Annotated in this window: 17 protein-coding genes and 1 pseudogene; 8 read left to right on the top strand and 10 right to left on the bottom strand. The window is 50.2% G+C overall.

The annotated features are described in order from the left end of the window. The 5 genes and pseudogenes from A3848_RS33035 to A3848_RS18790 all read right to left on the bottom strand — a co-directional run. Positions 1 to 168: pseudogene (locus tag A3848_RS33035) on the bottom strand (IS110 family RNA-guided transposase); the annotation flags it as partial. 234 nt (positions 169 to 402) lie between these two features. Further along, the gene (locus tag A3848_RS18805; RefSeq protein ID WP_074086440.1) at positions 403 to 1,371 is read right to left on the bottom strand and encodes an ROK family protein; all 969 of its coding nucleotides are present in this window, start codon (positions 1,369 to 1,371) and stop codon (positions 403 to 405) included. A 32-nt stretch (positions 1,372 to 1,403) separates the two neighbouring features. Then, on the bottom strand, positions 1,404 to 2,594 hold the full coding sequence (locus A3848_RS18800; RefSeq protein ID WP_074086439.1) for an ROK family transcriptional regulator: 1,191 nt from the start codon (positions 2,592 to 2,594) through the stop codon (positions 1,404 to 1,406). A gap of 122 nt (positions 2,595 to 2,716) precedes the next feature. Further along, positions 2,717 to 3,289 carry a TetR/AcrR family transcriptional regulator gene (locus A3848_RS18795; RefSeq protein WP_074086438.1) on the bottom strand — a complete coding sequence of 191 codons (573 nt, stop codon included), beginning with the start codon at positions 3,287 to 3,289 and terminating at the stop codon, positions 2,717 to 2,719. A gap of 49 nt (positions 3,290 to 3,338) precedes the next feature. Further along, positions 3,339 to 3,959: a GNAT family N-acetyltransferase gene (locus A3848_RS18790; RefSeq protein ID WP_074086437.1), complete on the bottom strand. Its 621-nt coding sequence runs from the start codon at positions 3,957 to 3,959 to the stop codon at positions 3,339 to 3,341. 170 nt (positions 3,960 to 4,129) lie between these two features. On the opposite strand from A3848_RS18790, the gene A3848_RS18785 reads away from it, so the two are divergent. The 6 genes from A3848_RS18785 to A3848_RS18760 all read left to right on the top strand — a co-directional run bounded on the left by A3848_RS18785 (position 4,130) and on the right by A3848_RS18760 (position 9,253). After that, positions 4,130 to 4,534, top strand: coding sequence for a hypothetical protein (locus A3848_RS18785; RefSeq protein ID WP_074086436.1), 405 nt, complete (start codon positions 4,130 to 4,132; stop codon positions 4,532 to 4,534). 5 nt (positions 4,535 to 4,539) lie between these two features. Beyond that, on the top strand, positions 4,540 to 4,941 hold the full coding sequence (locus tag A3848_RS18780) for a hypothetical protein (RefSeq protein ID WP_074086435.1): 402 nt from the start codon (positions 4,540 to 4,542) through the stop codon (positions 4,939 to 4,941). Between the two features lie 127 nt (positions 4,942 to 5,068). After that, positions 5,069 to 5,440 (top strand): hypothetical protein, encoded by a 372-nt coding sequence (locus A3848_RS18775; protein ID WP_074086434.1) that lies wholly within the window; start codon positions 5,069 to 5,071, stop codon positions 5,438 to 5,440. A 14-nt stretch (positions 5,441 to 5,454) separates the two neighbouring features. Beyond that, complete coding sequence (locus tag A3848_RS18770; protein ID WP_074086433.1) at positions 5,455 to 6,690, top strand: sialidase family protein; 1,236 nt, start codon at positions 5,455 to 5,457, stop codon at positions 6,688 to 6,690. A 116-nt stretch (positions 6,691 to 6,806) separates the two neighbouring features. Next, positions 6,807 to 7,328: a DUF3231 family protein gene (locus tag A3848_RS18765; RefSeq protein ID WP_074086432.1), complete on the top strand. Its 522-nt coding sequence runs from the start codon at positions 6,807 to 6,809 to the stop codon at positions 7,326 to 7,328. Positions 7,329 to 7,513: 185 nt separating this feature from the next. Further along, positions 7,514 to 9,253, top strand: coding sequence for a glycoside hydrolase family 13 protein (locus A3848_RS18760; protein ID WP_074086442.1), 1,740 nt, complete (start codon positions 7,514 to 7,516; stop codon positions 9,251 to 9,253). On the opposite strand, the gene A3848_RS18755 is transcribed toward A3848_RS18760, so the two are convergent. The 3 genes from A3848_RS18755 to bcbE form a co-directional block, all read right to left on the bottom strand. Beyond that, complete coding sequence (locus A3848_RS18755) at positions 9,243 to 10,511, bottom strand: erythromycin esterase family protein (protein ID WP_074086431.1); 1,269 nt, start codon at positions 10,509 to 10,511, stop codon at positions 9,243 to 9,245. The genes A3848_RS18760 and A3848_RS18755 overlap by 11 nt on opposite strands. Before the next feature lie 41 nt (positions 10,512 to 10,552). Next, positions 10,553 to 11,446, bottom strand: coding sequence for an LTA synthase family protein (locus A3848_RS18750; RefSeq protein WP_143192093.1), 894 nt, complete (start codon positions 11,444 to 11,446; stop codon positions 10,553 to 10,555). A gap of 61 nt (positions 11,447 to 11,507) precedes the next feature. Next, positions 11,508 to 12,785, bottom strand: coding sequence for a bacillibactin exporter BcbE (bcbE, locus tag A3848_RS18745; RefSeq protein ID WP_083606894.1), 1,278 nt, complete (start codon positions 12,783 to 12,785; stop codon positions 11,508 to 11,510). Between the two features lie 408 nt (positions 12,786 to 13,193). On the opposite strand from bcbE, the gene A3848_RS18735 reads away from it, so the two are divergent. Beyond that, positions 13,194 to 13,826 (top strand): LysE family transporter, encoded by a 633-nt coding sequence (locus A3848_RS18735; RefSeq protein ID WP_074086427.1) that lies wholly within the window; start codon positions 13,194 to 13,196, stop codon positions 13,824 to 13,826. Here the strand turns inward: A3848_RS18735 and A3848_RS18730 are convergent. Beyond that, on the bottom strand, positions 13,812 to 15,269 hold the full coding sequence (locus A3848_RS18730; RefSeq protein ID WP_074086426.1) for an amino acid permease: 1,458 nt from the start codon (positions 15,267 to 15,269) through the stop codon (positions 13,812 to 13,814). The genes A3848_RS18735 and A3848_RS18730 overlap by 15 nt on opposite strands. A gap of 141 nt (positions 15,270 to 15,410) precedes the next feature. Between A3848_RS18730 and A3848_RS18725 the strand changes: the two genes are divergently transcribed. Next, positions 15,411 to 16,190: an AraC family transcriptional regulator gene (locus A3848_RS18725; protein WP_074086425.1), complete on the top strand. Its 780-nt coding sequence runs from the start codon at positions 15,411 to 15,413 to the stop codon at positions 16,188 to 16,190. A gap of 56 nt (positions 16,191 to 16,246) precedes the next feature. Here A3848_RS18725 and A3848_RS18720 read toward each other — a convergent pair whose 3' ends face one another. Then, positions 16,247 to 19,108: a glycosyl hydrolase 115 family protein gene (locus A3848_RS18720; RefSeq protein ID WP_074086424.1), complete on the bottom strand. Its 2,862-nt coding sequence runs from the start codon at positions 19,106 to 19,108 to the stop codon at positions 16,247 to 16,249. Positions 19,109 to 19,129: the final 21 nt, after the last annotated feature.

Raw genomic sequence — 19,129 nt, 5'->3', positions numbered from 1 at the left:
CCCTTCACGATGGTTACCGAATTCGAGCGGAGTTCCCAGAGCAATCCCACGAAAGCTGACGGCGCGGGCCACATGGACTTCTTGGGCGATATCTACGCCAATGACCAAATGATGAACGGTAATGTTTTCAATGAGTTGATTTTGCTTGTCTTGAGCTTTAAACTTCATAGTAGAGCGACCTCCTAAATGGTGAGATTAAAAGGGCTGTAGACCCGTATCCAACTCCCATGTTACCGAGGCGCTCGTTTTTGTTCAAACTCCAAAATATTCAGTTTACAGGAATTCTAACGGGAAACATTTTTTCAATAAAACAGCGGCAGTCAGGGACTTCATTTGTCGTCCCTGACTGCCGCTGTTTCTTTTATTAGGGGGCCATCTATTTGCAGGAGATGAATCCCAATCCTATTTACCTGCCAGTCTGCTCCTGACCGCTGCCGCAGCTCCGATGGCACCAGCTTGATTACCCAAGACCGCCTGCCTGATGATTACCGGTTGATGCGGAGTGTAACGGCTTACCCGGCCGGCAATTTCCTGGACATATCCAGCATTCTTCTCCACCACTCCGCCTCCGAGAATGATTAGATGAAGGTCCAGAGTGATCGTTATGTTCTTAATGACAACCGCCATCTGGTCATAAGACTTGTTCAAAATCTGCACAGCGGCTGCATCTTCCTGTGCCGCTGCTGCAAATACATGCTCCGCCCGGACCGGTCCGCTTCCCGCGATTTGCCGGATCAGGGAGAAACGGCTGTCCTCAAGCAGATAATCGGCGGCCTTCTGGCCAATCCCTGTACCGGACACAGCCATTTCAAAAGGCCCGAATTCACTGTTCTCCGAATCGGCAGAATTAAGGTCTGCTTCCGGTTCAAGAATCAAGTAACCAATCTCACCGGCCGAAAATCCGGCCCCCCGGTACAGCTGCCCGTTCAAAAACATAGCTCCGCCAATCCCCGTTCCTACCGTAATCATCATAAAATCCTCAGAGCCGGCGGCGGCTCCGGCAGCATGCTCTCCAAGCGCCGCCATATTCACATCGTTATCAAGCACAATTATCCCCGGATAATGGGCTGCGATGACCGGACGGATATCTATGGCAGGCCAATTCAGTGCAGGGGCACTGGATAGAATCCCTGTGGATTCATTCATCACCCCGGGAAACCCGATGCCAATTCCGCTGAGTGAGGCAAGACCGCCTCCATTTGCTGCGCAGAACTGCCCCAATTCATCAAACAACCAGGCGAAGAACAGCCGGGGATCACGCGTAAGTTGCGTCTCAAGCTTATGCTGCGCCAGGATATTTCCTTCTTCGTCAACCAGGCATAACAGCGTTTTGGTTCCGCCCACATCGATTCCGGCACTATGAATGTTCATTCCAGCAACCCTCCAGATTCTATTGATTATGTCTAAAGCGTCCATTCTTCACGGAGGCGGCGAAAGGCAGCTTGCACCGCAATCTGAATGGCTCCGGTAACGACATCCCTCTCCCGGTGGCATGAGACTGCCAGGCGCGGTTTGCGGTCCAGCCCGGTTAACCGGGCTTCCAGCCGGTGAAGCAATACGTCTCCGTTGCTGCCAAGTCCTCCACCCAAAACAATTGAATCTGGAGCGATTACAGCGCAAATATTGGTTAATGCCTCTGCCAGCATTCCACTATACACGTCCATTACGGACTGTGCCACAGGATCACCCTTTCTGACCTCTTCGAACAATCTCTCTGGAGAGATTCCGGGTTCAGAGCTGTAGGAATCCGGCTTCTTGTCCTGCTCCCCTGTTATAGCGGAGGTAAGCCTTAGAAGTCCCTTGGCAGAAAGAACATCCTCCAGCCTCCCGGCACTGAGCCTCATATTGGCTAATTCCCCTGCTCCTCCGCCCAGGCCGCGGTAGATTGCACCATCAATAATGATGCCTCCCCCGGTTCCTTCGCCTAACGAAAAGTATAAGAGTGAGCCCCCTCCTCCTGCGGCATCGCCAGTTAAGGAATGCTCCGCGAGTGCCGCCAGATTCACATCATTTTCAGTGATGACAGGGACGGGAAAAAGCCGGGTTAAGTTGGCAAGCTCCAATGTAGTTTCAAGGCCCTTCAGCGGTGAAACCAGCCTAGACACTTCACCGCCGGCAGGGTCCACGACCCCGGGAATTCCGATCGCGGCAGCCTTAATCCTGTCCCATGCTACACCGTATTCCTTAAGCAGCCCTTCCAGGCTTTCAACCAAAAAGGTCTGGAACTCTATATCTGTCAGGCTTCCTTCAGGCATTGCCAGCTGTTGGTACTGGACGATCTGCCCTCCCATATCAGCCAGCGCCATCCTGATCCGTGTAGCCCCCAGATCAACGCCGGCTGCATAAAAGCAATGGGTATTGAATTCAAGCCAGGTTGCCTTTCTCCCCTGGGAGTTGTCGGCCCTGCCCGTCTCCCTGACCAGTCCACGCCCGATGAGATGAGTGATGGCTGAGGATACGGTTGGTTTGCTTAACCCGGTCTGACGGCTGAGATCGGCCCGTGATTGCGGTCCCCCGCCTATAATCTCATTCAGAATCAGCAATTCATTCAGATTGCGCATGGCTCTCGGCGTACCTGCAGATTGGTTTTTCATTGTTCATCCTTTTTGGTATAGTTAGTTAATTTTATTAACTAACTATACCTGCTGTCCCTATATTTTTCTAGCCCCCAAGAAAAGTATTTATTTCTCTTAGCTCCTTGGGGGTTTAGGTTCTTCTAATCTTTCACAAATTTCTCTTTCATCAAGCCATATAGAACAATATCACTCATCGCCTTAATGCCGGATTCGAAGCTGACCGGATGATTAGCAATATACTCATAATCCAGCAGCTTTCTCAGGGTTTCATTCAGCATGAGCTTGAGAATGACTGTGTCCACCTTCCGCAGCTCCTGATGGTTCATCCCTTCCTTCACCAGCTCAATGACACCATCCCAAATCGTGTCCAGGTGATGGTTCACCTTCTCATAGAGCCGGGGGTAATAACGCTGAAGGTCATCCATATGCCGGATAATGGTGCCAATCGAATAGGCATCAGGTATGTTTTGAAAATAGAGCCTGATTTTCTCCTGAACAGAAAGTTCTGCATCTTCCAGGATATCCGTATCCGATTGGGTAATTTCCGTAAACACAAAATCTATGGTTTTCTCTATCATTTCATCCTTACTTGAAAAATAGGCATATACGGTGCGTTTACTCGTACCCAGCTCTCTTGCCAGGTCCTCTGTCGTAAACCTCGTGCCTTTGGCGCCAAAACATTTTAAAATTTTAAAATAGACGTTATTGTCCATGCCCTTGCCCGTCCACCCTTCCTCTAGCTTCCCGTTACTACCTTAACACTTAGGTAAGGATACGCGGAAGGGGTTTTACCATACGATATAAATAATACGGTTTTTTCTCTATCGTATCCATGATCTGGTATCCCAGCCGCTCATATAGATTGATGGCCCTGAGGTTCTCTTGCTTGACCGTCAGGGAGCATTTCCCGTAGTTGCTCAATCTGGCTTTTCCCTCTGCAAAATGAATTAATTTCGAACCGATTCCGTATCCCCGGCCTTCCGGCAAGGTTGCCAAAGCTCCGATGTGATATTCATCCGCTCTTCCCTCATTCAGGCTCACCATAGACCACAAATCCTGCAAATGCAGCAGCGAATGCTTGACGAGCTTCCATTTCCGCATTTTGATTAGCTCCCGGACCGTGGGCCACACCAGCTTATCCATCACCGATACCGGGTAGCAGGTAATCATCCCTATGGTTGTGTCATCCAGCCTGGCCTCAAAAGCATATTGATGGCTGAAACGGTTTTTTCCGAGACCCCATAATTGTTGTAATGTGCTCTCAATTAAGGTTTGATCTATCGATCCAACCAGCGGATAAGCCATATAATCCAGTGCCATACCCATCAGTCTGCCTCCGGACGCCGATTTGGGGTTGCCATTCATAATTGTAATGTTATCCATATAAACGCTCCTTTCGATTCTTTTATTTTGGTACCCATATGGTTTTTATAGTACCACAATACGTGAACCCTTGCCCCTTGTCAAATAGCGCCTGTGTCACGTCCAATCACTCTCACTCCAACATACATATTTTATGAATAGAACAAATACGTTACAAGGAGCTGATTACTGTGGCCCAGATTCTCGATTTCAGTAAAAGTGTTGCCGCCAGCTTCAGCCAGTCGATCTCGATCCCCATTCTTGCATCGCCTTCAAGCAATACGCTCGCTCAATTCGGTTTGGCAACAGGGCAGGGAGGCAATGTGTGGCTGAGCGCGTCCGTCGGTGTCCAGAATACGCTGGGAAGTCCGGATTTGCTGTTCACTATTTTACGGGGAAGCACGGCGGTGTTTACGATTACGGCGAGTGCGCTGAATATCAATCAATATGATCCGATCAGCTTCTCTTTTGTTGACAGTAACTTGACCGCTGGCTATTTCGCCTATACCCTTACCGTTTCGCAGATGAATTCCGCTGTTCTGAACAGTGCAAATCTGGTAGGCCCCGTGTTATTTTCGGGCCTGTCCCTGGTGTGACTGTCATGACACAAATTATTGATCTGGGTAAAAGCATCCCGTCCAGCTTCTCTCAGTCCACCTCTTTATCTGTATTAGCTTTGCCAAGCAGCATCATTCTTGGACAATTCGGGTTGAATGTTGCCACAGGAGGATCGGTGCAGCTTGAAGCCACAATCGGTCTGCAGAGCACTGGCAGTAATTCCCCGGATGTTATCTTCACTCTCGTACGCAATGCGGTGCAGATCAGCACCTTCCGGTCCAGCGGTACCGCTGTGAATGCCTTTGATGCGGTGAAATTATCTTATGTAGACTCCGGGCTGACTTCGGGTTACTACGCTTATGCAATAACCGCGTCTTCTGTATCGGGCGGAAATATCCCCAACGTCGTCGGACCGATTGTATTTATGGGTTTATCCATTCTTTAAGCCCCACACAGAGGGAGATTCGTCCTCCCTCTGTAATCATACATATTCTGGAATTCCGGCATAGGACAAAATTGCTTCACATACGTTTTACTAAACGCCTCAACCAAGGCCGGAAGGAGTTCATGCCATGCCTTTTACAACGGGAGCGGTATACAATCCTCCAACAGGCTCCACCCATTTGGACCGGATTCAAATCTCCTGCTTAAACGATTCCATTATTTCCCCCATTAATCTCACCTTGCAGATTTTCCAGTTCCGTGGAGCGAGCTTCACACGTGTTGCTGTCGGAGAAACCCTTTTCCAGCTTAATCCCCAGCAGCTTGTTGCCCAGACCTATTCAGTTACGCTTGCCGATTATTATGAGGTCCAAGTCAATTTCTACAGTGCAGTAGACACCATTATTAACATCTTTGCGCTGGATGCGAGCGGAAACACTCTGGATCGGATTCTGCAGCCTGAACTTACATATATTGACCGGTTATCGATTATTTCTTCCTAAAATGAGGTGATCCATTGGCTAACGTGAACATAACTGCCGCTTTGCCGGGGAATCATATCGAGCCCTCGATAGCGGTAAATACGCTGGACCCGAATATTCTGTGTGTGGTCGCGGTGGAAGACAGTACAGGAACCGCATTAACAGGCTTCTACCGTTCGATCGACGGAGGAGCAACTTGGTCAAATACCGTATTGCCGCAAGCACCAGGGTACATGAGCGCAGAAGCCCCGACAATCGATTATACGTTTCCCGACACATTCATCGTGGCGGTTCATTACTTCAATGAATTTATGGATGGAACGATTGCTACCTACAGTTCTTTTGATAACGGAATAACGTTTAATCCCCCGGTCATTGTACAGCAAGGGTTTGGATTATATGTTCACAATGATGAACCTTATATCGCTGTTGACCGTTCTCCCTCCAGTCCCTACCGGGGAAATGCATATGTAGGCTATACGCCCATTTACGACCTTTCCCAGAACTCGGCTATCTTTTTCCAACGTTCTCTGGATCAGGGACTCAGTTGGGAACGGCCGCTGCGCATATCCGATCCCAGAGGCGAGCTTGACCGGGCTGCCCTTGCCGTCGGACTCGCCGGAGAGCTGTATGTCGGTTATATTCAGACCCGCTCCAACCTCCCGACGAATGCATATATCAGAGTATCTCTGGATGGGGGTGTTTCCTTCAACCCTCCAGTGATCCTGGGAGCTACGTTCATCGCCAGTACAGTTCCTGTGCCGAGTCCTCTGCCCGTGCCGAATTACGCGTTCCGGGTACAGACGAACCTCAGCTTGGGGACCGACATTTCCGCCGGACAGTTCGGGGGGTTTGTGTATGCGGTCTGGAATGATTTCCGTCTGGGCTATGCGGATGTCTTTTTTTCCCGTTCCCCGGATGGATTGCTGTGGTCCTCGCCTATTAGTATCACAGGAGCACCGGCGGGCTCACAGAACTTCTCCCCTTCCATTACCGTCTCCCCCTCGAACGGAACCATACGGGTGATTTATTACACCAACCGGGTGAACGGATTTCTATTGGATGTTTTTGTCGCTGAGTCTTTCAATGCCGGCGTTTCCTTCGCCAATCGGCGGATATCCGATGTTTCCACCAATCCAAACGGCAATTCTCCCACGCCTGTTCCGCTGATTGGCGACTATATTACTGCAGCTACCAAATTCCCGGATACGCTGGCCGCGGTCTGGAACGATTCGAGACTGGGCAAGCAGGATATCATTTATGGAAATTGAGAACTTCACACGAATTTGCGCGTTAATTTGTGGGATCCAGGACATACTATGCCAGTAAGCAGAGACGGAACTGCCGTCTTTTGAAAGAAAAATAAAAGGCATAAAGGAGTATGTGTATGTCAGGGATATTAGGCGGAAATTCAAAAGATGAACCTATGCATTACGGAGAAATATACGGTGTATGGCAAGCTTCAATGGTTGCAAAGGGATCCATCTCCTGTTACCGCGCATATCTGAATCATGCGGGTGACCATGAGCTGAAAAAAATCCTCGGCTCCTTGATTGATCAGGCTGAACTGGAAGTAAGCGAATGTGATAAACTATTGACAGATAACGGTATCGGCACTGCTCCGGCACTGCCTGACAGACCGCAGGTCAAGCTCGAAGACATTCCTGTGGGAGCAAGATTTACAGATCCCGAAATTGCAGCCAAAATTGCAGCGGACGTCGCCACTTCATTGGTAGCCTGCAGCCAAGTAATGGGACAAAGTATCCGTGAGGATATTGGGGCTTTATTCGCCAAGTATCACATGACCAAGGCAGCCCTTGGTGTCAAAATTCTGAAGATGACTAAAGAAAAAGGCTGGCTTATTCCTCCGCCGCTACAAGTGAAAAGACATGAAACTGTGAACGCCTAACAGCAGTAGCCCTTTCTATCCAAACCGGATAGAGAGGGCTTTTTAAATTCCACACTTGTAAATCCCCCGTAAAAGAAAGGCTTAATTTCCAATCCGGCGGCTACAATATACATATTCAAATGATTGGGAGGTCTTTTGTGAAGAACAAGGATTGGATTGTGAATTCTGCGGCAGAGCATAAACCTATTCATCTGGAGGGCCTGCATCATGTCCCTCACAGCAACTGGGCATACCTCTATGACAAGGACACCTTCCATTTGCGTGTCCGGACCCAGAAGGAGAATGTGAAGCAGGTCTTTGCCCTCACGGGCGACAAATACGATTGGAAGAACTATCATCATGAGCACAGGATGCAAAAGATAGTAACCGACCAGCTCTTTGATTATTGGGAAACGGCTGTAAAACCCAAAAATAAGCGCTTCTCTTATGCCTTTCGCTTTCATGCCGGAGAAGAGACCGTCTGGATGACAGAAGAAGGAATCTTCACCAGGCAGCCTGAACCGCCGGAGGGATACTTCGAAAGACCTTATATCCATGAAGTGGATCTGTTTAAGGCTCCGGAATGGGCCAAGTCTGCCGTATTCTATCAGATCATGCCCGACCGGTTCGCCAATGGCGACCCCGGAAATGATCCCGTGAGTATTTCAGCATGGGGAGATGCGCCTACGGTTGAAAGCTTCTTCGGAGGAGATCTTCAAGGAATCATAGACCATCTGGATCATTTGGCTGAGCTGGGGATCACGGCTATATATCTGACCCCCATCTTTGAAGCTCCAAGTAACCATAAATATAATACAACCGATTACAGGAAGGTGGACCCGAATTTGGGTGACCTTGCGGTACTGAAGAATCTGGTCCAAAGCGCTCATGCCCGGCAAATCCGTGTTGTGCTTGATGCCGTGTTTAACCATATCAGTGCACAATCATCCCAATTTCAGGATGTGATTGAACATGGACTACACTCCCCCTATGCCGGCTGGTTCCACATTCATGAGTTTCCTGTGAAGGTAACCGATGGGAAGCCTAACTATGAGGCGTTTGGTTTTTTTGCTGAGATGCCCAAGCTGAATACGGCAAATCCTGAGGCCCGGAAATATCTGCTGGATACCGCTGCGTATTGGATGAACGAAGTAGCTATTGACGGCTGGAGACTGGATGTGGCCAACGAAGTTGACCATACCTTCTGGAGGAACTTCCGCAGGCTTGTTAAAACCATCAATCCCGACGCTTTTATCATTGGAGAGGTGTGGAGTGATTCTATGCGCTGGCTGCACGGAGATCAATTCGATTCGGTCATGAACTATCCGCTTGCAAGGCGTTTGATTGAATATCTGAATAACGGTGACATTGACGCTCAACGCTTTGGAGCCCAGATTAGCAACCTCCTGATGCGTTACCCGCAGCAAGCCAATGAGGTATTGTTCAACCTGCTCGCGAGTCACGATACTCCGCGGATTCTCACACAGCTGGGCGGGGATGCAAGAAAGCTTAAGCTGGCTGCAGCCTTCCTGTTCACTTTTACCGGGACTCCCTGCATCTTGTATGGCGATGAAATCGGTCTTGAGGGGACCGGTGATCCGGATTGCCGCAAATGCATGATCTGGGAAAAAGAGTTCCAGAACCGGGAGCTGTTCGAGTGTTACCGGTCTCTGATCCGGCTGCGCGTAACGTTCCCGGCTTTGCAGACAGGCTGTTTCCATGTCCTGAAGGCAGACCCGGGGGAACGCGCTTTTGTATATGAACGCATGGATGAGCATGCACATTTCGTCATTTCACTGAACCCTTCGGAACAGCTTGTTTCCCTGTCCCTTCCGCTGGAAGGAGCATTTCAGGATGTAACCAATAAGGAACAAGTGATTTCAACAGGAGGAAGCTTGCAGCTCCATCTTGAACCTTTCAGTTACCAAATTCTGATCAAGAGGTAAAAGCAGCCCCCGTCTGAACCGGAGACAGCGCGTGGGTATGGTCGAGATAAATAAAAGCGTTATAGCGCTTCGAAAGGATAGAGGGTACGTAATTGCCCCGCTCCCGTTCCGGATGGTAGACCACACCAATAGCCCGGTGTCCGATAACCTTCTGGTCCAGTACGGTCTCTTCCTGGCTGAACAAGAGCAGCTTGTCTTCTGCCCCATCCCGGTGCAGCAGCTCCTCCCAGCTGTTCTTAAGCGCTGGCGGAACCTGCATTTCCTCCGCTGGAGCTCCCCAGGCTCTCCCGGCAATTACCGTCCCCCGGTACGTCCCGAAGCCAACGGCATATACGGTGCTTCCATATTTTTCACGCAGCAATTGTCCTACATTGACCATCTGGTCCTGCGCCATATCGGTTGCCCGGGCATCACCAATATGAGTGTTATGCTCCCATACCACTACCCGGGCACCCTTACCATGGAACTCCATCAGCTTCTCCAAGGCTGCAACCATATGGCGGTCCCGGATGTTCCATGAATCGGAGTCATGACGTATCATCGTCCGGTAATAGGATTCCGCCCCCTGTACAGTCATCGCATTGAGCTCAGCGCTTAATGCATTCTCGCGGTCAGCCGGATGGGCCTGCTTCCACTCATCCTGAAGTTTGCTTAACAGCGAAACCACCTCCTCCTCGCAGCCCTCTCCGTATAAAGACGCTGATATCCCATACGACTGCCCCTCCCTGCCGTAAGGTTCAAAGCATTCAAAAGCATGCATAGCCGCTTCCAGGTCCGGGCTGCCTTTAGAAGTGAGATATTCCAGGATTTCATCCATTGATTCCCAAAGACTATACATATCTATGCCGTAAAAGCCAACCTTCTCTGATTCCGGCCGCTCTTCATTATAGCTGCGCAGCCATTCCGCCAATTCCAGAATTTCGCGGTTCGCCCACATCCAGGAGGGCCAGCGGGTATAATCGCTGAGGGCCTCCCTTGCTTGGTCTGCCGCATCCGGATACCCTTTGATATAGCGGTTAAGCGTATAGCAGGATGGCCAGTCCCCTTCTACCGCAATGAACCGGAAGCCTTCTTCTGCGATAAGACGTTTGGTTAGCCCGGCACGAACGCTGTAGAACTCTGAGGTGCCATGCGATGCTTCTCCGAGCAGAACATAACTTGCGCTTTTGGCCTCAGCGATCAGACTGTCATACGATTCATCGCTGCCCCAAGGCTGAGCGAGCTTCCGTATGGATTGCATAAGGGTTGAATCATTCATTCGCCGTCATCCTCCAGTTGTAATTTCATTTTTGGATTCCATTAGTTTCCGGTTTCCTCCACTCCTGCGATCTTTTGAGGATTATAATTTTTCTTATTGAGCCCGAAATGATCCCCGTATACAACAACTACGCTGTTATTCCATAACCCGGATTGTTTAAGCTTATCGATAAAGGTCCCAAGGGCATAATCAACATAATGGATGGCTGTAAGATAATTTCCGAGGGTATTGCCGTCTAATGCCGCATTCAGCTTCAGACGTTTCCTGTCTTCCGGGATCGTATAAGGAGAGTGGCTGGAGGCGGTCACCAATTGGGCATAGAATGTTTGATGCTTCAGCGCCAAAGCGTTCAGCTTGTTGAAGGCTACGCGGTAGAGTTCCTCGTCCGAGGCCCCGAAACGGTTAAACTTTTCTTTGCGAAAATAAGGCTGGTCATAATAGGTGTCGAAGCCCAGTGCCGGGTACAACTGATTCCGGTCCCAAAAGCTCACTTTATTCACATGAAACGTATTCGCGGTATATCCCCGCTTATGCAGCAATCTGGCCAGACTGGGAAACTTCCGGTTCCCATATTTCGAAGACATGGGTGTTCCCCCCACCGGGTAGATGGAGGTATTGGCGGCGAATTCTGCATCCGACGTATTTCCACGGCCAATTTGTTGAAATATATAGGGGAAATATAAGCTTTCAGACGCCAGTTCATTCAGTACAGGAGTCAGAGGCTGTTCTTGAACAGATTGATTCAGCAAGAAGTTCTGGAAGGATTCCAGCTGGATGATAATGAGATTGTATCCTTGTCCCGCTCCAAAATAGGCTTTGTAGCCGTCCCCGCTCCGCATGGCAGCAAGCTGCTCCAGACCGGATTCAGGCTCCGCCCTCTTGTAGGAATGCCAGAAAATAAGCGCAATACTTACAAGAAATACTGTCCCGAGCATAGTTGCTTTCCGGATAGAGAACTTTCCCAAACGATTCGTCTCTCCTCTCCTTCCTGATCAGTTACCGCGCCCGCTGGCGTTGCCATGGATTCTTCATGCTTCTCCCGGATTTGAAAGGATTATTATCCTTAGGGTTTCCGCCTTCACTGGGCTTCACTGCGAACAATGTCAGCAGCCCCCCCAAGGTCCCGACAGCTGCCATCGTTCCGAACAATACCCAATGTCCTCTGGTCATTAGAAGGGAAACAACGGGCGGACCCAGAGCTACCCCGATGAAGCGCATACTGCTGTACAGAGACGTAATGGTCCCCCGGTTCTCCTTTTCGATACTCTCCGTAATCAAAGCGTCCATGCAGGGCAAAGCCACGCCAATGCCGATACCGCTGAGACTCAGGAATCCGACCATGAAATAAATATTGCTGTTGAAGCCTGTGATGACCATAGCTGCTGTCAGCAGCACCATGCCTCCAAATCCCAGCCATTTCATCAGCAGCTTGTTCTGGCCGATAATCTTACCGCTGCCATAAGAAGCCAGACAGAGCAGGGCCAGTGGAATCGCCAGAACGAAACCTTTGGCGGAGCCGTGAAGGTTGTATTTGGCCTCCAGGGTTTCCGATAAGTAGAATAACACTCCAAATGTTACGAACATGCAAATCCCGCCGACTGCAAAAATCGAATACAACCAGCGGCCTTTTTCATGCAGAATCTCCTTGATTCCTTTTAAAAACTGTCCCAGCGCTTTTTTCTCGGCCTGCCCTTCAGATTTTGGCTCCTTCACAAGAAATATCATTAGGACAAAGGAGACCAGACATAGAATCGGGATCGCAATAAATGGAGCATACCAAAGTACCGTTCCCAGATAAGCGCCTAGAATAGGACTAAGCACTTTGCCGAAGGTGTTCGAGGTCTCCACGACACCCAAGCCTCTGCTGACTTCTTTCTCATCCTTGAACAAGTCCCCGACAAAAGGAATAACGATCGGGAAGGCTCCGGCAGCCCCGATTCCCTGGACAAAGCGCCCGCCCAGAATAACCCAGTATGCAGTGGACCCCTCCAAAAACCATGCGGCGGCAACACAGACGGCCCCGCCTAGAGCAGCAATGATCAAGCTTGGCAGAATAACCTTTTTGCGCCCAAATCGGTCGGATAAATATCCCGCAATTGGAATCATCAGGATCGCTATTAGTCCGTAAACGGTGATAATCATACTGACCTGAAAAGCGCTGATCCTGAGCTCCCCGGAAATTTGCGGCAGAATAGGCAGCAGCATGGAGTTGCCTAATGTCATGATCAGCGGGATGGAAGCAAGTGCAACCAGAGCCCCTTTCTTTCCCTTCATGGTAGAACCACCTTTGTTGTTATTCACATGTTGATATTGTGGTTTCTTGCGCAGGAAATCATACGCTTTGCTTCCTTGGGAAATTTCCAACTCTGTGACAAGATGCAGAATAAACATGCGGCCTCAGGGGAAGATACCTCACAAGAAAATTACTTTTAAGGGGATTTTCCATTTGTATTTTTATAAAGAAGGTCCAGTTCCGGGACTTGCTCCGTGGCGTGTTCTTGGAAGAAATTGCTCATGTCAAACTGCTTTCCAATGACGTGGCTACGGCAAACAAGGCCTTGTCCTTGTAGCAGAGCAGACTCAAAAAGGCCCCTGATTTTTTGGCGGGCCTTCATTTGTTGTCCTATAACCAATCCTTACAGAATATGCTAGCTACAGAGTAGAGTAAGGAGGGCGGGCACTATTAATGTATTCATAGGTTATATTTTTTTGGGGCTGTCGCTTTCAGCACCGATTGGACCGATTAACGCTGCACAATTGGACAAGGGTATCCGGGGAGGATTTATGCACGCCTGGTTTGTCGGGCTTGGAGCCATAAGTGCAGATATCATTTACATGCTTTTGGTCTATTTCGGTATTATCCATCTGCTCGATGCTCCATTTGTCAAAGCGTTTTTATGGTTATTCGGATTTTTTGTGCTGGTATACACAGGAGTGGAGAGCATCAAAAATGCAGGTATCATCGAAGCCTCAGAAATGAGAAGCAGTGAGGCCTCCCTTTCCAAATCTTTTCTGGCCGGATTCCTGATGTCTTTATTCAATCCGCTCTCCATCCTGTTCTGGCTGGGCATTTACGGCTCCATCCTGGCAAAAGCCGCCAGCGAGTATCCGATGCATCAGTTGCTGATGTACAGCGGTGCTATTGTACTGGGAATTCTGCTCTGGGATGTATCCATGGCGGCAGCGTCCAGTGTCTTCCGTAAATTGCTGACTGCCCGTGTGCTTAAGGCGATCTCAGTGCTGTCGGGACTTTCGCTGGTCGGCTTTGGCTTCTATTTTGGGGTACAAGCCATGCGGCTGCTATTTTTTCATTAAAAGCTTACTTTTGCGCATACGCATGCGGATGCCTTTAATTTTGAACTGCGGGCCTCCATCCTGTCTCTGAAACTCTTCTTCCAGTTTCTCCGCAGGACGGTGTCCGGAGGAAGAGGCCTCTCTCTTCTTGCGTACCTTATGCACGATAAGATCACTTGCCGCGATCAGGGCCACCAGCAGCAGACTGATGTAGAAACCGGGCCGGCTGATCTCATGGAAAAGCGTCCCGGCAACTGCCGCACCAATAAGCACCAGACCTGTCCAGCGCTTAAAACCGCTTAACTTTGCCGCTCGGAGCAGCTTCCCTGATGACAGCAAAATAAAAGCCCAGTTGTACAAAAGCATTAATCCGGCAGCTGTAGTGATGTATTCATATACCTTTCCCGGCAGCAGCAGGGACATCACTATCGCTGCGATTAGTCCCACGGAGATCAGACACATGGCCAGCAAAGGATATTTACCCTTTAGCTTCCGCGAAAAAAGCTGTGGCGCATCCCCTTCCTGCGCAAGGGTAAGCATCATCGATGTCACCGCATAGAGCGAAGCGGTCATGGTCGAGAATCCGGCGATAATCAGCACACCATTGAACAGATGCGGTACAAAAGCCAGATGATCACTGGCCAAGGCAAGCACAAACGGACTTTCCTTGGGATTAAAAGCATTTAGGGGCACCATGGTCACTACGAGGCCAATCGATACAACATATACCGCAGTCAGCAGCAGCAGCATCACTTTTCCTGCTTTTGGCGCTTCTTCAGGCTTGTTCAACCGGTAAGACATAATACCCAGTACCTCAATACCGCCGTAAGCATAGAAAGCAAAGATAAAAGCAGACCACAGGCCAATGCCCCCGGCCGGAAACAATGCCGCGTACGTAAGCGGAAGTTTAGGTGTATATTTACCGCCCCCGATCCATCCCGCCAGCAAAGCCGCCGCCAGCACCATAAACATCAGAATGGCGGCCACCTTGATGACAGCCAGCACATTTTCAACACGGTCAAAGCCCTTATTTCCGAAGAAAACAATTAGCAGACCCGTTAAACCAAAACCTGCAGCAAAGATCCACATCGGCACGTCCGGAAACCAGAACCGGGCAAAGATCGACAAAGCCGTAAGCTGGCTCCCCATAATCAGCAGCTCCGAGAACCAGTATACCCAGCCGCTGGCAAAACCCGCCCAGCCTCCAAAGGCTTTTTTGGCATAGGAACGGAATGATCCTTGCTCTGGATGATCTGCCGTCATGCGTGATAACGCATCAAAGACTACATAAGTTCCGGCAGCAGCTAGAAGGTAAGCCAGTAAAACTGCGGGTCCTCCTATGGAGATTGCCAGACCGGAACCCAGAAAGTAACCGGTACCAATGGTACCCGCAACGCCGAGCAGGCTAAGCTGCCACCATTTCAGTTTTTTGTCGTCTTTAGCATCACCGGAAGCTTTGTCCAAATGAATTCAGTCCTCACCTGTTTGGAATTTTGAGACGCTTACCGTCTTTAGGCTACCCACACCTTTTCAATTTCATTAGGTGGACAGGCATTTATCATTCCAAACCATGATGCTATGATGTACGCAGGAGGAATAGCTCTAATGGACACTAGCAAATATGAGAACCTTGTTCCGAAAGTCTTTCTGTTCGTTGACCGGAGATGCTTCCCGGACTGGGAGATTGGCCGCAGCCTAATTGATTTTCATGATCTGACATTCATTCTGGAAGGCCAGGCAGATTATTATATCAACGGAGAGAAATTCACTGTAAAAGCGGGCGACATGCTCTATGCACCTCCCGGCAGTATCCGGGAAGCCCGAACCAGTAAGGAATCTCCGATGCATTCCTATGCCTTTAATTTTTTCTGGGAAGGCCCGGATAATCCTATCCGGCTTCCCTTTGAGACGGTAACCAGGAACTGGAGGACCAAAGAGATCCTGGAAGATATCAGGGAATTCTCGCATGTGTGGATGGGCAAGCAGCCTTTGTACCGGATGAAAAGCCGGGCTATCTTCCAGCTGATCGTATACCGGCTGCTCAGCATCGCCCACCATCATCAGACGCCAATTCTTGATCCTAGAGTACATAAAGTAATGGCCTATATCATGGATCACTATGCTGAGGATGTGACGATTGCAGATTTGGCTCAGGGGGTCGGCCTCAATCCTGTCTACCTGGGCAAGCTGTTCAAGCAGAACACGGGCTTAACCTGCAAAGAATTTATGAATAAGGTGCGGGTGAATAACGCGGAGATGATATTGTCGGCAGGTGGTTTTAATGTGTCGGAAGTTGCGGAGCATTGCGGATATCATGATGTCGCTTATTTCAGCAATGTCTTCAAGAACATCAAGGGCTATCCTCCGTCATCCGCCTTAAAATAACGGAGGACCCCGGGCCGGCCGGGTATCCTCCCATGGCTCCGGTCAGCCCTGCAAGACTAATGTCTGCGCTGTCCTGTATAAAAGCTCTCTTCCGGCCCCAGATACGAATAGGGCAGCGGAGAAGCGGACAACACCAGCTTTTGCAGCACCAGACCGGCATCCAGTCCGTAGAAACGGAGGGTATGCATGCCTTTTGACAAGGTATGACGGGTGGCTGTGGTATGAATGTTATCCATCACGGCGCGGCACCACGGCTCATTATCATGATTGCCGCCCTCATAGCCCACCGGCAGGGTATCTGCAATCACCGGCTTTTCCCCATCAAAGCCTGCCGCATATGTCAGTCTGCTGGTCATGGACAGGTTGTTCGTCGGCGCGGTATAGGCGGTCAGGGTGTACTCCCCGTCCTGACAGAGCAGAATCCGGTACTCCAGATAAGGTGCCTGCTCCGGCTGGGCAAAAGATATACCGTCCGGATACATTTTTACCGAAGATAAAGTGCGTCCGTAGTTCCCGATAATCTTCCACTCGGCCCCGGACTTCGATACGCGGCTTATCGCATGCTCCGCTTCTATCGACACGACATGATGGGCTTCAATAAAAGTCATGGGCGGCACATCCTGAATGTCGGTCCACTCCGTGGATGCCTTCACCTTCACGGTTTCTCCGGCACCTGAAAGAGTGATTTCACCGGAGGCTGCCCCGTTTACCCGGTCCCAGTCCACAGAAATTCTAAGTGTCTCCCCGGTAACAATCCAACCTTCGGTCTTCTCCAGCCTGATCCAGTCCGCGCTGCTCTTTGCTTCAAAGGCAAAGCCTTCTGCTCCGCCATTACTGATAGTAATGTCATAGCTCTCTTGCAGCAGATTTGTAAATACCGGAAGGCTGGCCATCCCCGAAACATAGGCCCGCTCAGTACCCTCCACATCAACGATCATCTGAGGTCCAGTAGCAGGAACGATGGTGCTCACATCCGGGTACTTCCACCCTTCCGCATCCCAGTTGACATATCCCACATGAGCCGAGCTCATCATCCCCTGCCATTTCCCGCTTGCCATACCGCTGTTATAGGCCCGTTCCAGCTCCTTGTCCCGCCCGGTCGCTTCATGAACGAGCTTCGCATAGATATTGGCAAGCACACTGCCCCGCTTAAGGTAAAGGCTGTTCAGTCCCGCATAAATGTTCATCTTCACCACATTAGCCGATGCTGCAGCAGGATAATAGACAAGCTGATAGTACGCATCCTTATGCGGTTCCGGGATCCGTTCATAAATGGCTTCTGCCGCCTGCTCAAGCTCTATGGCCTGTTTCAGGACCCGCCCGGCCTCATGGTAATGGTGCAGACTAAAGGTTGCAGGGGTTATGATTTCCGGTTTGCGCCGGCCGTTCATCCGGGTGTAATCCGATAATATCTGCGTAATTCCTTCCACCGTTTCTGCTTCCAGGGCATGGCCGAACTGCTGCTTCACCCACCGCCCTGTGTATTCTGCAGTTCGGTTGATTGCCCCGGTTCCCCAAGCGTCGAAGTCATACGCCAAATCCAGAAAGTACGATATCGGCAGCTCCATAGGCTTCAAATCCCCAACATTGACGATCCACACCTCACGGATGCCGTAATCGAATGCCATGGACATTTGCTCCCAGACCTTATCCAGCGGAGTCGTATTCACCCACTCATAGGAATGGGGACCCCCGTGATAGTCGAAATGGTAGTACATGCCCCAGCCTGCACTGCGGTGATGCTCGTGTACCGCAGGGATTTTGCGGAGATTGCCGAAATTATCGTCAGCCAGTAGAATTGTAACACCCTTCAGAACATCCCAGTCCTTCAGGCCTTCCACATCGGGTGTACCGTACCAATATTTTTCCACTTCTTTGTAGACCGCCAGAATTTGCGGGGCATACTCCAGATGATATTTCTTCAATAATCCTTTCTGCGTACGGATAATGTCCTTAAGCAACTCGATATTCTCCGCATCGGAGCCCTCTAGCGCAGAGTCGCTCTCCCCCCGCATGCCTAGCGTGATCAGGTTATGAAAGTTTTGGTTGCGCTTGATTCCGTCTTCCCAGAAATCTGTGATGGCCTGTCTATTCCGGGCAAAATCCCACAGGTTACTTGTTCCGTACTCCTTGTATACCTTCTGCCATTCACTGCCTGCCCGGAACAGCGGTTCATGATGGGAGGTTCCCATGATGATGCCGTATTCTTCGGCATGCAGGGCACTCGCGATTGGGCTGCTTTTACCGTTCAGGCTGAATTCAGCGCTCCACATGGCCGGCCATAGATAATTCCCCTTCAGCCGGAGGATCAGCTCAAATACCTTGTCGTAGAACTCTTCATTAAAGTCGCCAAAAGCCTGAGTCACCCAGGAACCCAGAGACGGCCAGTCGTCATTCAAAAAGATGCCTCTGTATTTTACAGAGGGTTCCTTGGAGGTAGTATGGAGCAGACGGGTTGAAAGCGCCAGCAGCGGCTTCTTCTCCGGGACCACATCTGCCCAGTATACCCACGGACTGACACCTATCTTTTCAGAAACCGAGTAGATGCCGTAGATCGTCCCCCGCTTATCGCTGCCCGCAATAACGAGCGCCTGCTCCACGCCCTGAACCGGGTGTTCTATCACCTGAATCCGGTAGCATTCCCGCTTGCCCTGAATGGAGGATACATCCAAGGTTCCGTCTGCAATCAACTGGTCAATCAGCCCATTTGTGCCGATCGATCCAGCGATGATGGCGGTTCCAGCCAGCTCTCTGATTTCTGTACAGATGTCCGGCTCCAGTCCGCACACCAGTGCAATATCAGCGGCAAAAGACCCGGCCACCCGGCGCAATCCGGCATAATCCTCTCCGCTGGGGTCAAGGTATATCTTGGCTGCGTTCCCCTCCTTCACAAAGGTAAATTCCTCAACAGTTATCATTACAATGTCTCCCCTTTTATC

The organism is Paenibacillus sp. P32E (assembly GCF_001909085.1).
In the GTDB taxonomy this organism is placed as follows: domain Bacteria; phylum Bacillota; class Bacilli; order Paenibacillales; family Paenibacillaceae; genus Paenibacillus_AQ; species Paenibacillus_AQ helianthi.
The sequence above is the reverse complement of the archived record's forward strand: the minus strand, read 5'-3'. Positions and strand labels throughout refer to the sequence as shown.

Coding starts and splice junctions, on each gene's coding strand:
- A3848_RS18790 (WP_074086437.1), bottom strand. CDS start 3,959: ATGGATAACATTACAATTATGAATGGCAACCCCAAATCGGCGTCCGGA.
- A3848_RS18780 (WP_074086435.1), top strand. CDS start 4,540: ATGACACAAATTATTGATCTGGGTAAAAGCATCCCGTCCAGCTTCTCT.
- A3848_RS18795 (WP_074086438.1), bottom strand. CDS start 3,289: ATGGACAATAACGTCTATTTTAAAATTTTAAAATGTTTTGGCGCCAAA.
- A3848_RS18755 (WP_074086431.1), bottom strand. CDS start 10,511: ATGAATGATTCAACCCTTATGCAATCCATACGGAAGCTCGCTCAGCCT.
- A3848_RS18765 (WP_074086432.1), top strand. CDS start 6,807: ATGTCAGGGATATTAGGCGGAAATTCAAAAGATGAACCTATGCATTAC.
- A3848_RS18750 (WP_143192093.1), bottom strand. CDS start 11,446: ATGCTCGGGACAGTATTTCTTGTAAGTATTGCGCTTATTTTCTGGCAT.
- A3848_RS18805 (WP_074086440.1), bottom strand. CDS start 1,371: ATGAACATTCATAGTGCCGGAATCGATGTGGGCGGAACCAAAACGCTG.
- A3848_RS18720 (WP_074086424.1), bottom strand. CDS start 19,108: ATGATAACTGTTGAGGAATTTACCTTTGTGAAGGAGGGGAACGCAGCC.
- A3848_RS18800 (WP_074086439.1), bottom strand. CDS start 2,594: ATGAAAAACCAATCTGCAGGTACGCCGAGAGCCATGCGCAATCTGAAT.
- A3848_RS18725 (WP_074086425.1), top strand. CDS start 15,411: ATGGACACTAGCAAATATGAGAACCTTGTTCCGAAAGTCTTTCTGTTC.
- A3848_RS18775 (WP_074086434.1), top strand. CDS start 5,069: ATGCCTTTTACAACGGGAGCGGTATACAATCCTCCAACAGGCTCCACC.
- bcbE (WP_083606894.1), bottom strand. CDS start 12,785: ATGAAGGGAAAGAAAGGGGCTCTGGTTGCACTTGCTTCCATCCCGCTG.